This window comes from Microbulbifer maximicatervae (SeqCode) (genome assembly GCF_056231245.1).
This window is the reverse complement of record NZ_CP174334.1, coordinates 3310060-3325905: the sequence shown is the minus strand read 5'-3', so window position 1 is coordinate 3325905 and position 15846 is coordinate 3310060. Positions and strand designations below refer to the sequence as shown.

The window sequence follows — 15846 nt, the reverse complement described above, 5'->3', positions numbered from 1 at the left end:
ATGGGCTATAAACAGAGTGGAATCCTAGGAACAGTTGCTCTGGATAACTGACGATTGAGTAGTAGAAGTCTAATGGGGAAAATCAGCTCTATTTTTGTTTGAAGTAGTAATTTATGTGGTGGTTATCTGCTTAAAAGATCAAATTATCAAGGCGGCTAAGGAGAGGTTCTGGCTCTCCTTAGCCGAGTTAAGGGCGTGAAGCAGCTAAAGGGCAGGGCTGTGTGCAGTATTGTTGCTTGGCACTGATCATTGAGAGCTGGTTTTGAGGCTAGCTTCTATAGTGGCGATGTGAGTACATTATTGAGCTTAGGTGAAAGCTATTTTTGAGTGTTAGTGATTTTGCTGTACGCAGGATGAGGATCTCGATAGATCTTGCTGGCTTTGAATGCCTGTCAATTCAATCAGGCATGGGATTTGAAATACTGTACACAAAGCCGCTGCTTCAGCTCTTCCCGCTATTGGGTTTACGAGCTATAGACTCACTAAGTAGTACAAAATCAAACTTGTGATCAGTAGCTATTATCTATTACCGCTTGTTCTTTTTAATACGCAGATAGACCTCCTCACGGTGCACAGATATTGACTTTGGGGCGTCTATGCCGATGCTTATCTGGTTTCCCTTAACTTCCAATACTGTGATTGAGATCTTTGCCCCAATTCTGAGGTTTTCACCAACTCGGCGGTTTAAAATTAACATATTTCGTTCCTGCTGAATTTCAAAATAGAAGATGGCCTTCCGTAGTGGGAAGATTCAAGAAGTAATGTGTGGGATTTGAAAGAGGTGGGGCGCGAGAACGATAGGCATAGAAGAAGAAAAGGCGGGCGCAACGCTCCCAGAGCTTGAGGACACACTCCAAGCTGCTGAATCTACTCCACTTTATTGAAGACGAGCGGGTATCTAGCGTATGATGCATATAGCCATTTTGATAGTTTGCGTATCAATGTGGTTAGCTGGCCCCTGGTGTTGGTAGCACCTTGGGTCAGCGCCTTTTACTTATTCTTATATTGCTCTAGCGTTCTCCTTTAAGTAGGCGAGTCTTTTTCAGAGTTCTTAGGTCTCTCTTATAGCTTACTTGGACCTCATAGAGACTCATTCAAGTAAACTTTATATGCCGATACATATCCATCGATTTTACGTAGCTTTGATATTAAAACAAACTTAATAAATTCCAATAAGATCATTTTTGTGCCTATATTTTGTAAATTCTCACTTCGAACTCATTGAATCACTGATAGTAAACCTGAGATTGAAGAATCTATTTTTAAACTTCGGGTTCGAGGTTTGTATGGCTTACTAGCCGAAGTAGATAGTTCTGAGTGAAGATATTAGTAGGTTTGGACATCTTAACTTTGTGGGGTGACTCTACCTTTTAATATGGAATTCCCTTCTAATTCGGCTGGGCTTTTTTTTCGGGGGATACATTAGTAGTTTATTTAACTGGCGCCGTCGCTAATAAATATAATTATCCACAATCCACCAAATATAAAATTTGCTTTTCGATCCTGTGCTTTTAGCTAGCTCTTTCATTTCACTAAGGCTATGTCTATCGTAGTATCTCTGATCCAAAATTACCCCTAGGGGCTTGGTGAGTGTGTTTAAGTTTTCTCGTGGATCGTCTTCGAGCAATAATAGTTCGGCATTAAAGCCTGTGGAAACTGAGCCCACCTTATTGCTAATGCCCAGTGCTTTTGCTGGGTGATGGGTTGCTGCTCGCAATACATCTTTAACAGGAATCCCCACCTCCACTAATCGTTGCATTTCTTGAATAGTGCCCAAGCCGTTGGGCGTATAGAAGGTTCCGCCGTCTGACGCTATCAGTATCTCAACACCGGCTTGGTTTAGCTGCTTGGCCATATCTCCGAAAATGTTGGATTTACCCTGCCAATCCTGTTGCGCTTTAGCACTATGTATCCCACTAACCTTCTGCTCACCCATTGCTTTTATCGCGGGGTGATTGAGCTCGAGATCATCAGCTATGCTGCGCCAGTAGTCTGGCCCATGCTGAGCGACCTGTGCTACGTTGTCATATACGATTAATGTAGGGCTAACTGGTACATTGCTATCTAATAGTTGCTGCACAATTTCATCGAAACTGTCCTGCTGATAATCGTAGTTCAAATGTGCCTGAAAGATCATTTCCACATGCTCTAATGACTGCGGTTTAGCCGATAAGTATTCATTGAGAGTAATACCAAAAGGCGGGTGGCCAGCTAAAGGCATGCCGAGCTTTTGCGCCTCATCAGCTATAGCGAAGAAAACCTCACGGGATAAGCCGTCATAAACTTTAACTTGTTGGTACCCCTGTTGATATTGCTGGCGAACCAGCTGGCGAGCCTCTTCTTTACTACCAATAAACTTGTGGTGTCGGCCACTGGCATAGTGAGAATGTTGATTTACAGGTGCACCGGATAACACCATATGAGGGCCGGCTATATTCCCAGTATCGATCCATTTTTTAAGAATACGCTGAGGGGAATTGCCAGCCATAACTCTTGTACGAGTGACTCCGTGCGCTAACATAGCTAATAGATCGGATCGACCCCATACATGGCTGTGCATATCGATTAAGCCTGGCATCACATATTTACCCAGGCCATTAATCCTCAGCTCGCCTTCAATCTCAGGTATTACATCGCTAGTTATTTGGGCAATTCTTCCACCTTGAATGACGAGGTTTTGGTTACTTGCGGCTGTATTATGCTGGGTGTCGATGACTGTGATATCGGTAACTACAATGCGAGCATTCTGTTCAGCTAACCCGTAGGAAGAGGGAGGGATGTACCATGCACATCCCCAAGATCCGAGCGCAGCAACGCTAATGAACACTAAAATAGCTACCGCTGCTTTCCATGAACGAGAAAAATAAGAAGATAACTTCATAATGGACTCTTTTGAATCAAAGAGGCCAAAATGCCAAAATTATCAGCTTCTAGCGTCCGAAATCCAGATTTTGCACATCCAAAGTAACCATTATTGAGGTTTTGCTGCTAAATACTGACTAGGAGTCATCCCAAGGTGGCGCTTAAACAGGCTGTTGAAGCTGGATTTAGAGTTAAAGCCCGCTTCAAGTGCAATATCGAGGAGACGAACTTTTTTGTCCGAATCACTCTCTTTTGCTGAATCAAGTTGCGAAACTACATCTGCCAAACGCTGGGCATTAACATAGTCATTAAAGTTACCGCCATAGCCCTGATTGATGGCCCAGGAAACATCTTTCTCTCCAAGCCCTGTATGTTGTGCCAAATCCCGAAGGGATAACCTTGGCAGGCGATAGAGCTGTTGACTATGAACTTGTTTGTTAAGCTCTTTGAAAAGCGTATCTGCCTGAGTCGTTTCGTCAGCTTTGCACTTTCCTTTATCACAACCCTCTATTACGGATAAGCCCAGCGCTTGTTCACCATCTGTTAAACCCGCAAATAGCTGCGGTTCCCTAACTGCACGAATTACAAGCAAAGCAACAATCAAAAAATAGCTCAGCTGCATAACAAGGTACCATCTGAGCAAAAGAGGAATGGGTAAGTAAGGTTGCAAGTTATGCCGCACTGCATCCACCAGTGCAACGCCAACCAGAACCCATAGGATACGCTTAACCCAATCAGCTCTCAATTTGTTAGCATCGGAGCGGTTTTGGGGCAAGATATGTTGATATCGAATAAGCGCTTTTATACTTAATGAGAAGTAAACAATCTGACTTAAAGTACCGGCTGCTAAAACCCACTGGGGCCAGTGATTAAATAATAAACTGATTGCTGCTGGTGCTAAGTGCACCCAGTGTTTACGTTGTTGTTGATAACTGGCGGATATTAATTGTGCAACTACGGCAAAAAATAATGGGCCCATCAATAATGAGAACGAAGGCGTGATTAAATAGCCAAGATTAACTACTTTCGTTTCTTCTACAAAATTAAATGTCATCAATAATGCAGTGGCGCCTAACAAGTATCGCATTGCTGTAAAACGGTTTTGCGCCCAAAGTAATGCAATACCTAGAATCGATAGGGTGATAAAGGCTATCTGTAAAAAATTAGATGCGGAGTAATTTACCATATTTGCTCAAATAATAAGCTATAAGCCGATAAGCAGAATTTCTTAAGTGGGAACATCGTTCGAAACTTCCTGTATTTGATCATACTGGGTGACTACTTATGGAGCCTCTTAACAAATCTGTAGGCCCTGAAGGGTGGGGGTTGAATGCCACAGCTGCTGCGTTTCAACCAGGTCATTTTCGGTGAACTGTACCTAACGTATGCAGCCTTCAAGATCCGCAGGGGTATTATGGAGTTATTCAGAGTCTCTCTAAGTGTAACTTCCCAAAGTATGGGGGGTGAAGCTGAGATCGATTACTTGAAGTACGCGAGTATACTTCTGCTTGTTGCGAGTCTTATTCAACACGACAAAAATAATCTCTAAACTCCCATTTTGTTACTGGCAATGAGTAGCAGTTATTTTCGTATTTTAAAATCCGTGTCTCATCAGAAGTGGAGAGTTCGTCGTAATATGTGATACGAATCGTATCGGCACTCAAGACTTCGATCGTATGTGGTGAAAATGTCAATACCTCAGGCTTTTCCCCTATGATGTAAGTTGCAAACGAATCTACTCGAACTACATTCACGAGACGCCCAAAGAAATTAGAGCGGAAGAGCATTTGGGTTTTCTCGGGTATGTCCTCCACGTTGTTCATGCTGGCTAAAGTCTTTTTTTCATTTGATTGCCAAGTTCCCACATAGAAGAGGTTTTCGTCTGCTATGACAAATGGTGTAAAAAGAAGTAATGCCAAAGTTAAATAAAGTTTCATGTTCTTACTTTTAATTCTTGTGCCGCGGTAAAACCGATCTTTATTATCCCGATTGTTATCTTGGAATCAATTGGAGTAAAAACCGGAAGACCTATGTAGGAGTAGAATGTGGTAGCGATCCGGTCCGATCGTACCAGGTTTATGCGCTATAAATATAAAGATGTACAGTAAAAAAGAGGCTTCAGGGATATTGAATGAATCGTGTGTTAGGTCGGCTGGAACCTAATGATTCAGGATTTTGAAAAAATAATCGAAGTTTTAAAAGATCTATTTCTGCCGCTAACTGGTTAAGCCGTAGCAACTGTAAATGTGTAGAAGCAGGCAGGTAGCGCAAAGATATTTTGGGGCAGGGGGAGTGGTAAATTGAGGGCAGGGAGAATGGCTGCGGGCGATTCCACAGCCATTGGGACTTATTTCCAGTTCAGGATAACCTTACCGGATTCACCAGATCCCATGGTATCGAAGCCTTGTTGGAAGTCATCGATCGAAAACTGGTGAGTGATAATTGGGGTTAAATCCAGACCGGATTGAATCAGGCTGGCCATTTTGTACCAGGTCTCAAACATCTCACGGCCGTAAATGCCTTTGATCATCAGGCCTTTAAAAATAACCTGCCCCCAGTCGATCGCCATTTCACCGGCGGGGATACCGAGCATAGCAATTTTGCCCCCGTGGTTCATTGCGGCGATCATATCGCGGAAGGCGACGGGTACGCCGGACATCTCCAGGCCAACATCAAAGCCTTCGCTCATTCCCAGCTCGTTCATCACATCGCTGAGATTTTCCTTGGCAACGTTTACGGCACGGGTAGCGCCCATCTTGCGTGCCAGGTCCAGGCGGTATTCATTGATATCGGTGATAACTACATGGCGTGCGCCAACATGTTTGGCGACTGCTGCGGCCATAATACCGATAGGGCCGGCGCCGGTAATCAGTACATCTTCGCCCACCAGGTCGAAAGACAGGGCCGTGTGTACCGCATTACCGAGGGGATCGAAAATAGAGGCGAGATCGTCAGAAATGTTATCCGGAATCTTGAAGGCATTGAGCGCGGGGATTACCAGATACTCTGCAAAAGCTCCGGGACGGTCTACACCGACACCGTAAGTGTTGCGGCACAAGTGGCGGCGGCCGGCACGACAGTTGCGGCAGTGGCCGCAGGTAATATGGCCTTCACCGGAAACACGGTCGCCCACCTGGAAACCTGCAACTTCCTGCCCCATACCGACAACTTCACCCACATATTCGTGGCCAACCACCATGGGGACAGGAATAGTCTTTTGAGACCATTCATCCCAGTTGTAGATATGCATGTCGGTACCGCAAATCGCGGTTTTGTGAATCTTGATCAGCAGGTCGTTGTGGCCCGGTGTGGGGATTTCCACATCGGTGAGCCAGATTCCCACTTCAGATTTCAGCTTGGATAGTGCTTTCATTGTTTTTAAAACTACAAATGGCAGGGCGCGGCGCTGCTCCGGTGAATTCCTTGTGAGAATTACCGTATCAGCGCCGCTGTTTGGTTTAGATAATATTCAGTTCGCGGCCAACTTCAATGAAGGCATCGATACACTGGTCGAGCTGCTCGCGAGTGTGGGCGGCGGACATCTGGGTGCGGATGCGGGCCTGGCCCTTGGGCACTACCGGATAGAAGAAGCCTACTACGTAGATACCGCGCTCCAACATCTTGTCAGCCATTTTCTGCGCCAAGGCAGCATCGCCAATCATCACCGGGATGATCGGGTGGTCGGCACCGGCCAGGGTAAAGCCTGCTTCGGACATGCGCTTGCGGAAGTAAGCGGAGTTGTCGCGCAGTTGTTCACGCAGCTCGCCGCCTTCAGTCAGCATATCCAACACCTTCAGGGAGGCGGTGACGATCGCCGGGGCTACGGAGTTGGAGAACAGATAGGGGCGCGAGCGCTGGCGCAGCATATCGATAATTTCCTTGCGGCCAGAAGTAAAGCCGCCGGAAGCGCCGCCCAGGGCCTTGCCCAGGGTGCCGGTAATAATATCGACGCGGTCAATTACATCGCAGTATTCATGGGTGCCACGGCCGTGGTCACCGAGGAAGCCCACTGCGTGGGAGTCGTCCACCATTACCAGGGCATTGTATTGGTCGGCCAAGTCGCACACGGCTTTGAGGTTGGCGATAACTCCGTCCATAGAGAAAACGCCATCAGTGGCGATCAGTTTGGTCTTGGCGCCAGCGGCGTCTGCGGCCTGTAGCTGCTTCTCCAGTTCCGCCATATCGTTGTTGGCGTAGCGGTAGCGCTTGGCTTTACACAGGCGCACGCCGTCGATGATGGAGGCGTGGTTGAGGGAGTCGGAGATGATGGCATCTTCCGGGCCCAGCAGCGTTTCAAACAGGCCGCCATTGGCGTCGAAGCAAGAGGTGTAAAGAATGGTGTCTTCGGTTTCCAGGAACTCAGATAGGCGCGATTCCAGCGCTTTGTGAATGTCCTGGGTGCCGCAGATAAAGCGCACCGATGCCATGCCGAAGCCGTACTGTTCGAGCCCCTCTTTGGCTGCTTCAATCAGGTCCGGGTGGTTAGCCAGGCCCAGGTAGTTGTTCGCACAAAAATTCAGTACCTGGGTGTCGTTGTTCACCTGGATCTCAGCGGCCTGCTGGGAGGTAATAATCCGCTCACGTTTGTACAGGCCGTCTGCATCGATCTGTTTGAGTTCGCTGCGCAGGTGCTCAAAGAATTGTTCTGGCTTTGACATGGTATTGTTTTTAGCTCCTGTCGGGTGCTCTTGGCACAGGGTAACGGGCGCGAGCTCGCGGCGCCTGTTGGTTCTACTTTATCCCGCCAGTTCGCAGGCCTCATGGGCCGAAATAGGGTGCTCACTGGCGCGGCAACTGGTGGCAAATTTTAATGCCTCTTCGGCAGTGTCGAACAGTAGTTGCCACAACAACTGACGATCACCTCTTCTCACCGCGCGTACTGCCGTGTGGCTTCTTTGGTTGGCAATTTGAATTTCGATAATGTCTTTACTGGAAAACGGTGATTCGGACATGGTCCCTCCAATGGTAAAACTATGGAGGACTGACGTGGAAGCGGCGAAGTGATGTTCGCTAATCCGGTTGGTTTGCTCTGGTAGAGCCCCATCCTCCCCGCAGGCCTTGTGTGCCGCAGAGAGAGAACCACCTTGCCCCGGTCGGCAGGTTGGCGTTGGCGTCAGCCACTCTCGTGATGTGCGAGCAAAGATAACGGGGAGGGGATTAGCAGTCAACAGTACCGCCCCCATTAGAGGGCGGTGCAGAAGTTTATGCGGGAAGCTGCACGGATTTCAGTTCGATAAACTCACCGAGACCGGCCTCACCAAACTCGCGTCCGTTGCCGGAGCGCTTGTAACCGCCGAAGGGGGCGTCGTAGTTAAATTCACCGCCGTTGACAAAGCACAGGCCCGCTTCAATGCGACGAACGATAGGCATGGCGCTTTCGGCGTCTTTAGCCCATACGCCACTGGACAGACCGTATTCGGTGTCATTGGCAATGGCGACAGCTTCATCCATATCTTTGTAGGGGATCAGGCAGGTCACCGGGCCAAATATTTCTTCCCGGGCAATGGCCATATCGTTGTGAACGTCGGCAAATACTGTGGGTTTCACATAGAAGCCTTTATCCAGCTCGGTGGGTAAATCGAGGCCGCCAGTCACAAGGCGGGCACCTTCTTCGATCCCTTTCTTGATGTAGCCGCGCACGATTTCCAGCTGGCGAGCGGAGGATAGGGGACCCATAAAGGCATTGGCATCAGTGCCCATGGCCACTTCTTCAGCCACCTGCTTGGCAACTTCCACCGCCTCTTCATAGTGCTCAGCGGGAACCAGCATACGAGTGAGTGCGGTACAGGTTTGGCCGCTGTTAATAAATACATCTTCGCAGCCCCAGCGAACCGCTGCTTTGAGATCCGCGTCCGGGGTGATAATCAGAGGCGATTTGCCACCCAGCTCCTGGGTTACCCTTTTAACTGTGGGCGCCGCAGCCTTGGCAACTTCAACACCTGCACGGGTGGAGCCGGTAAAGGACACCATATCGATTCCCGGGTGCGATGACAGCTCTGCGCCGACGACCGAGCCAGCACCGGGGATCAGGTTAAATACGCCCGCAGGAACACCGGCTGCTTGGATAATCTCCGCCATGACGAAATCCTGTAGCGGCGTGGTTTCCGAAGGCTTGGTAATCATGGTGCAGCCCGCTGCGAGAGCCGGGGCCACTTTGCCGACGAATTGGTGCAGAGGGTAATTCCAGGGGGTAATAAAGCCACACACGCCAATCGGCTCCCGGATTAATACCGAGTGGGCCGCCTTTTCGGTCTCTTCCATGATTGAAGTGCGACCGGCGTAGTAACGCATGGCGTAGATAGGGCCATCCACATGCAACCAACGGGTGATATGGGCGGGGCAACCCAGGGTTTGTGAGATCGCCTGGATCAAGTCTTCCTTGCGCTCTTCCATACCGTCAGCAATGGCATTTAGCAGTGCTGAGCGCTGATCTGCGCTGGTATGGCGCCACTTGCGAAAAGCGCTGCGGGCAGCGGCAACGGCAATATCCACATCCTCAGCAGAGCCTTCCACCACCTGGCAAATCATTTCTTCAGTGGCGGGGTTAATTACAGGATGGGAACTGGTGCCGAGGGGCTCGCGCCACTCACCATTGATAAACAGTTTGTCGGTATGCAGCTTGCTGAAATCTGTCATGTCACGCTTCCGTTTGCTTTGCGCCAGTTCAAGGGGCGGTGATTTCGATAATTGTTGGTGTTTTGCGTTGCAGGGCTTCTGCGACTGCCGTAGCTAATTGCTGTGGTTTGTCGATGCGACAACCTTCAGCGCCAAAAGATTTTGCCAGTGCGACAAAATCCGGAGTGCGAAGATTAACACCTTCTTGAGGTACTTCTGCGGCATCCATAAAGTCGCGAATCTCTCCATACCCGCTGTTATTCCAAACCAGTATTGGCAGGGGCAGTTGCTGCTCTACTGCAACGGCCAGCTCACCGAGAGTAAACATCAGGCCGCCATCGCCGATCAAGGCAACTACATCCCGCTCGCTGGATAACTTGGCCCCGATCGAGGCGGGCAGGGCAAAGCCCAGCGTGCCGTAACCGGTAGTGCAGGTAATATGGCTGCGAGGGTGGTACAGCGGCAAGGCGTGGTTAGTGTTATAGGCCAGTTGTGTGGAGTCGGTAACCAGAATTCCCTCATCGGGCAGCGCTTCGCGCAGAGCTTCAACCCAAGGGAAGCGCTCCTCAGAACCTTCCCACCACTCTTTGCGGCAGTTACCGATTAATTGTGAAACTTCCCCTTCTGCGCGCTGTTTTGAGCTCTCTTCGCACTGAACCAGGGCTTCGCTTAATTGCTGAAGGCTTTCTGCTGCATCCGCGCAGATGGCCAGGTCCGGCTGGGCGTTACAAACCAGTTGAGCCGGATCAATGTCGATGCGGATCAGTTTGCCGGAGAAAGCGTAATCCTCTTTCACCAGATTGCGATCGGTTTCCGAAAGCTCTGTGCCAACGGCCAAGACCACATCGGCAGCTTCTACTCGCTCACGCACGCAGTCGAAACTGAGATTGGCTCCGCCACACAGAGGATGCCTTTCATCGACAACGCCTTTGGCCGCCAGAGACAGGAAGACTGGAGCTGCAATTTTTTCTGATACCTGTGTTGCCGCTTCTCCAGCAGATTGCGCGCCACCGCCCAGGAGAATCACCGGGCGCTCGGCAGCTTGCAGCCACTGGGAAGCAGTCGCGATAGCTGTCGCGTTGGCTGCCGGTACCATGGCACTGGCAGCCGCGCGGTAATCGTCCAGATTGCCGGACATAGGCGCCGGGAATAAATCGATAGGGATTTCGATATGGACAGGGCCGGGGCGGCTGGACTGCAACAGCTGGAATGCCCGTGCCATCACTTCCGGTAATTGTTCTGCCTGAGTCAGGGTGTGCTGCCAGATACAAAAGCCTCGACTGGCATCGCTTTGGCGGGGTAGCTCATGCAGGCGCCCACGGCCCATGCCAAGGTCTTCCCGGCGATTGACGGCGGAAATAACCAGCATGGGAATTGAATCTGAGTAAGCTTGCGCCATCGCAGTGGCTGCGTTGGTCAGCCCCGGCCCAGTGATCAGGAAACAGACACCGGGCTTGCCGCTGGCGCGGGCATAACCGTCTGCCATAAAGGCGGCGCCCTGCTCATGCCTTGGCGTGATATGCATCAAGTCGCTACCGGGCAGGCCGCGATACAGTTCAATGGTATGTACGCCGGGAATCCCGAAAACTTTTTCTACCTGGTATTCGCGCAGCAGGCGCATCAGCACCTGGGCGCATGTGGGCGCAGAGGACATAAGCACCATTTTCCTTATTCGTGTAAAAATGCAGTGAGCCTAGCGGCCCACCAAAAGCCGTGCAAGCACCCGCAGAGTCTGCACCTTCACAGGCAATATCGCAGGAAAATTGAGATTCACCCGGCACTGCGGCAGGAAACTTTGTACGCTTGGGTTACTTTACCTGTCAGTAGATTTTGCGGAATTTGACGAGGTGGCTGCCGCACAATAGCCTTCCGGCACTTCGCTGAATAAACTTTGAGCTAGAACAACCGAGGAAGTATCACCATGGAAATCGATCAATGGCGTCGGGAATACCAAATGGGTGGTTTAAGGCGCTCTGAATTGAAGCCGACCCCCGTGGAGCAGTTTCGCAAGTGGCTTGCAGAAGCTGTTGAAGCAGAACTAGTTGATGCCAGCGCCATGTGTCTTGCCACCACTAACGCGGACGGGCACCCCTCGCAGCGGATTGTTTTGCTGAAAGGCTTCGATGAGAAGGGTTTCGTTTTCTATACCAATTTACAGAGTGACAAGGCCCGGGATATGGCCGTTAACCCTCAGGTGTCGCTGTTGTTTCCCTGGTGCCGTCTCGAGCGGCAGGTGATTGTTTATGGGAAGGTGGAACCTGTTTCCCGCGAGCAGGCAGAGGCCTATTTCCAGTCGCGCCCCCTGGACAGCCAATTGGCCGCGTGGGCTTCGCATCAGAGCCGGCCGCTTTCGTCCAGGGAGGAACTGGAGCAGCAGTTTGATAAAGAGAAGGCTCGCTTTGCCGGTAAAACAATTCCGTTGCCAGAATTTTGGGGCGGTTACTGTGTGGTGCCCAATGCTGTTGAGTTTTGGCAGGGGGGTGAAAATAGATTGCACGATCGTTTTATTTATCGCCGTGAAGAAAATGAAAACTGGAATATAGAACGTCGCGCCCCCTAATTATTATATTTATCTTTTCGTGGCCCAGCCCTTTGGGCCACAGCTAACCGCTTAATCACGCCTCACTTTGTGAGTACCTGTCCCCTGATATTGTTTTATAGCGGTGTCTTATCTGGCAATTTGTGGTCAAGGCCGCTTAGAATATTGCGCCATAAATATAGCTAAAACTATTGTCTTAAAAATTTTATAGATTCGATCGTTTTTGCAATTCGAATCCAAGGGTAGGTAGGGGAAATATGGCCATTATTGGTATCGACTTGGGAACCACTAATAGTGCTTGCGGGGTACTGACTGATGACGGGGTAAAACTAATTCCCAATCGTTTGGGTGAAATTTTGACCCCGTCAGTTGTGGGGCTTGATGATTCTGGCACACTGCTAGTCGGCAAAACGGCTAAAGAACGTCTTATTAACCACAGTAGTACCACTGTGGCTGCGTTTAAGCGCTTGATGGGCACTGACCACAAAGTTTCCCTGGGGAAACAGAAATTTAGTGCAACAGAACTCTCCTCGTTAATTTTACGTGCGCTCAAAGAAGATGCTGAAACTGTTCTTGGTGAAGAGGTAACCGAGGCGGTAATCAGTGTCCCAGCTTATTTTAATGATAATCAGCGCCATGCCACCAAGTTGGCAGGAGAACTTGCGGGATTAAAAGTAGAGCGCCTTATTAACGAGCCAACTTCGGCTGCCATTGCTTATGGTTTACACGATAAGCGCGAAGGAAACTTCCTTATTTTAGATCTTGGGGGTGGCACCTTCGATGTTTCCATTCTGGAATTTTTCGATGGCATTATGGAAGTTCATGCCAGTGCCGGAGATAACTTCCTCGGTGGAGAAGATTTCGTTGAGGCAATGATCGATGATGTCCTGGCTGAGTTTGATATTAAGAAAGAAGCCTTAAGCCCTCGCGATTTGCAAAACTTATATATGCAAATGGAAAGCGCCAAACGTCGAGTTAGCCAGCAACCTGAGCAAAAACTTGAATTACAACTTGATGGGCGCTCCCTGCAATTCCAGGTGACTCCAGAGTGGTTTGAGAAACTCAGCACACCTCTGTTGTTAAGAGCGAAGCGGCCAATTGAGCGGGCAATGCGCGATGCTGATTTGCCCCCACAGAAAATTGATGAAGTGGTATTGGTTGGCGGTTCGACGCGCATGGCCCAGTTTCGTTCTATGGTTGGTCGAATGTTTGGCCGTCTGCCAGCCTGCCATTTGGACCCGGACACTGTCGTTGCGATGGGAGCAGCTATTCAGGCTGGCTTAAAAGAAAAGAACTCAGCACTGGATGATATTGTCCTGACTGATGTATGCCCTTACACCTTGGGAACTGGGGTTATCAATGAAGATAATCCGCAGCTCGGTGCCTACTTCATGCCTATTATCGAGCGCAACACGGTTGTACCAGTCAGTGTTGTAAGGAGAGTGTGGACTGCTCGGGATGATCAAACCCAACTTTGTGTAGACGTATACCAAGGAGAGAATCGTCTGGTATCTAAAAATGTGTACCTGGGTGAGATGACGGTTCCTGTGCCGAAAAAGCCTAAAGGGGAAGAGGCGGCAGATATTCGCTACACCTACGATATGAATGGACTTTTAGAAGTGGATGTGACTGTGGTCTCCACGGGTAAAACCTTCAACAAGTTAATTGAGTTTACGCCGGGAGCTCTCTCCGATGTACAAAAGGCTGAAGCCCTGCAAAAGCTGGCAAAACTGAAATTCCACCCCCGTGAAGATGAAAAAAACCAGGCAATCATTGCTCGTGGTGAGCGCTTGTATGAATCCAGTCTGGGCGAGCAGCGTGAGTATATTGCCAAATTACTGTCATCCTTTGATAGCGTCCTAGAAAGGCAAAACCCTACAGAAATTATTAAGGCTCGAACTGAGGTTAGTGAAATTCTGGATCGGTTGGATGGCGAGGATTGGATTTGATGAATCCCTGGGCCATTCTTGAAATTAACCCCATCACTGATGCTCGGGCGATTAAGCGCGCTTATGCAAAAAAACTAAAGCAAACCCGCCCTGATGAAAAGCCGGAAGAATTCCAGGCACTTCATACAGCTTATAAGCAAGCATTGAAACTGGCTGAGCAATTGCAAGAGGAGACTGCCGGGCATGCGGAAGCCTCCTTGGAAACTCCTTCACTAGGGCAGGCAGGAAGCACAAGCCATGAGAAGGTTAACAGTGAAAGGGTAGCTGTATTAGAAGGGGCGCAGGAAACAGAAGTGCGGCCTTCCACTGATGAAGTGTTAACTCCGCTCGCAGCTGAAGAACACCCAGCGAAGCAAGAGGGCGTTTCTGACCCCTTGGAACAGAGCGAAGGTGTATCCCCTGATACGCAGACAAGTGAATCTCGGGAAGCGCAAGACCCAGCTAGAGATTTGCGTATTGAAGAATTTCGGCGGGTGCTTAAGCAAGTTGATGAGATGCTCAATAATCACTTGGAAATGAGCTTGGAGAAAAGTTGGGGCTTTCTCACCAAGAGTCCCTATATGCTGGATGAGGAGTATAATTGGAACTTAGGCCTTTCTGTATTTGAACGCTTTGCCCAATTTAATCAAAATGCTGTAGAGGGGGGGAAATCCGCAAGGTTTCGCCGACAAGTAACGCCGAACATCCTGCAATACTGTGATCAATTGTTCGATTGGCGAGGGAATGCGTCTTACCTCTACCAAGCGCTTGACGAAAAGTTGTGCAATAGCATATTTAATAGCTTGGAAGTTCATGAGTCCCGTATTGATCCTTTGCAAGGGCTTCGTGGCGGGGGCAAGGTAGAGGCACAAAGTGAGGCTGAATTTGAAGAGCGCTATGAAAAGTACTTTTTTGGTGATGTTGTACCTAGAGGCGTTGCATTCTTTTTAGACTTGGTTATGACTTATATGGCCGTAGGCTCTCTTGCAACTGCGGCGATGATGAAAATCTTTGGATTGCCGGAAGCTGTAGCAGCCGCAAAAGTCATACCTTTTTGTTTTGGAGCCTACCTGTTATTTGCTTGGTTGTTCGAGTGTTCCAAACTTCAGGCAACACCTGGCAAGTATATAATGGGCTATCGAGTAACCAGTCAAAAATTTGGGCGGATTGGATACTTGCGAGGGCTTTGGAGAACTGTGAGCTTTGCTTTCACTAGTGCATTTGGGCTTTTTGCATGGATTATCAACTTCTTCCTGGTTAATAAATTATTGCATGATCGGTTAAGTCGCACTTATGTTATTAATATGCGTAAGACTCATGAAGAGCATTTACGCCGTTTGAGAAAAGCTTAGCTTTAGAGCGGGAATTGGTTCCCGCTCTTCCCTTATTATATTTATTAATTAGTCATACAGATAAAACAATAGGTTGAAGTAGACCCTTTGCTGGGGCTTCGTGGTGGGAGTGAAGTAGTAAAGATTAATAACGAAGATGTAAATGATAGCTACGAACAGTGCTATTTTGACCGGTGGTTGGTTATAGGATGGCCAGTTTTACTGGGTTTGTTTCTACCTAATGTGGTTGTTGGTTTTCCGACATCGACTGTTCTAATGAAGGCCTCTGAGAAACTAGAGAGTATTGCAACTTTGGAGGCTGCTGGAATTTGCGTTTTGGAATATTTATTCTTTGTCTGGATGTTGGGCGGCTCCCGATTTCTGGCTACTCCGGGAAAAATGCTTGATGGGCTAAAGTGTGGTCAATCGTCAATTTGGGCGTATTTGTTGCCTCTTCTCTTCTAATAGTATTGCGGTGGGTAAAAGCTGTAAAATTTTCTTAAATATTTATGGTGGTACTATGGAGGTTTTGACTAGCCATCTAACTAAAAAACATCGAATAACTGGCTAG

Annotated in this window: 12 protein-coding genes and 1 riboswitch; of the genes, 3 read left to right on the top strand and 9 right to left on the bottom strand. The window is 48.9% G+C overall.

The features are described 5' to 3' along the window. Positions 1-526 precede the first annotated feature (526 nt). The 9 genes from csrA to ACJJIS_RS14415 all read right to left on the bottom strand — a co-directional run bounded on the left by csrA (position 527) and on the right by ACJJIS_RS14415 (position 11131). On the bottom strand, positions 527-697 hold the full coding sequence (csrA, locus tag ACJJIS_RS14455; protein ID WP_444916573.1) for a carbon storage regulator CsrA: 171 nt from the start codon (positions 695-697) through the stop codon (positions 527-529). 753 nt (positions 698-1450) lie between these two features. Continuing rightward, on the bottom strand, positions 1451-2881 hold the full coding sequence (locus ACJJIS_RS14450; RefSeq protein ID WP_445360038.1) for an amidohydrolase family protein: 1431 nt from the start codon (positions 2879-2881) through the stop codon (positions 1451-1453). Positions 2882-2971: 90 nt separating this feature from the next. Further along, positions 2972-4048, bottom strand: a complete 1077-nt coding sequence (locus tag ACJJIS_RS14445; RefSeq protein ID WP_445360037.1) for a helix-turn-helix domain-containing protein — start codon at positions 4046-4048, stop codon at positions 2972-2974. A 334-nt stretch (positions 4049-4382) separates the two neighbouring features. Next, the gene (locus ACJJIS_RS14440) at positions 4383-4799 is read right to left on the bottom strand and encodes a hypothetical protein (protein ID WP_445360036.1); all 417 of its coding nucleotides are present in this window, start codon (positions 4797-4799) and stop codon (positions 4383-4385) included. 410 nt (positions 4800-5209) lie between these two features. Then, positions 5210-6235 carry an L-threonine 3-dehydrogenase, zinc-binding type gene (tdh, locus tag ACJJIS_RS14435; protein ID WP_444896565.1) on the bottom strand — a complete coding sequence of 342 codons (1026 nt, stop codon included), beginning with the start codon at positions 6233-6235 and terminating at the stop codon, positions 5210-5212. A gap of 85 nt (positions 6236-6320) precedes the next feature. Then, a complete protein-coding gene (locus tag ACJJIS_RS14430) occupies positions 6321-7520 on the bottom strand; it encodes a glycine C-acetyltransferase (RefSeq protein ID WP_282933632.1) in 1200 nt (399 codons plus the stop codon). Positions 7521-7598: 78 nt separating this feature from the next. Further along, a complete protein-coding gene (locus ACJJIS_RS14425) occupies positions 7599-7814 on the bottom strand; it encodes a hypothetical protein (protein ID WP_445360035.1) in 216 nt (71 codons plus the stop codon). A gap of 58 nt (positions 7815-7872) precedes the next feature. Then, positions 7873-7999: riboswitch (SAM-I-IV-variant riboswitch) on the bottom strand. Between the two features lie 65 nt (positions 8000-8064). Next, a complete protein-coding gene (locus ACJJIS_RS14420; RefSeq protein WP_444896567.1) occupies positions 8065-9498 on the bottom strand; it encodes an aldehyde dehydrogenase family protein in 1434 nt (477 codons plus the stop codon). A gap of 28 nt (positions 9499-9526) precedes the next feature. Further along, positions 9527-11131, bottom strand: coding sequence for a 5-guanidino-2-oxopentanoate decarboxylase (locus tag ACJJIS_RS14415; RefSeq protein ID WP_445360034.1), 1605 nt, complete (start codon positions 11129-11131; stop codon positions 9527-9529). Between the two features lie 267 nt (positions 11132-11398). Here ACJJIS_RS14415 and pdxH point away from each other — a divergent pair, with 267 nt between their 5' ends. The 3 genes from pdxH (at position 11399) to ACJJIS_RS14400 (ending at position 15296) form a co-directional block, all read left to right on the top strand. Continuing rightward, positions 11399-12037 carry a pyridoxamine 5'-phosphate oxidase gene (pdxH, locus tag ACJJIS_RS14410; RefSeq protein ID WP_445360033.1) on the top strand — a complete coding sequence of 213 codons (639 nt, stop codon included), beginning with the start codon at positions 11399-11401 and terminating at the stop codon, positions 12035-12037. A gap of 236 nt (positions 12038-12273) precedes the next feature. After that, entirely contained in the window at positions 12274-13965 is a 1692-nt protein-coding gene (locus ACJJIS_RS14405) for an Hsp70 family protein (protein WP_475708395.1), read from the top strand. Then, on the top strand, positions 13965-15296 hold the full coding sequence (locus ACJJIS_RS14400) for an RDD family protein (RefSeq protein ID WP_444932659.1): 1332 nt from the start codon (positions 13965-13967) through the stop codon (positions 15294-15296). Before ACJJIS_RS14405 ends, ACJJIS_RS14400 begins: the two co-directional genes overlap by 1 nt. The last annotated feature ends 550 nt before the right edge of the window (positions 15297-15846 follow it).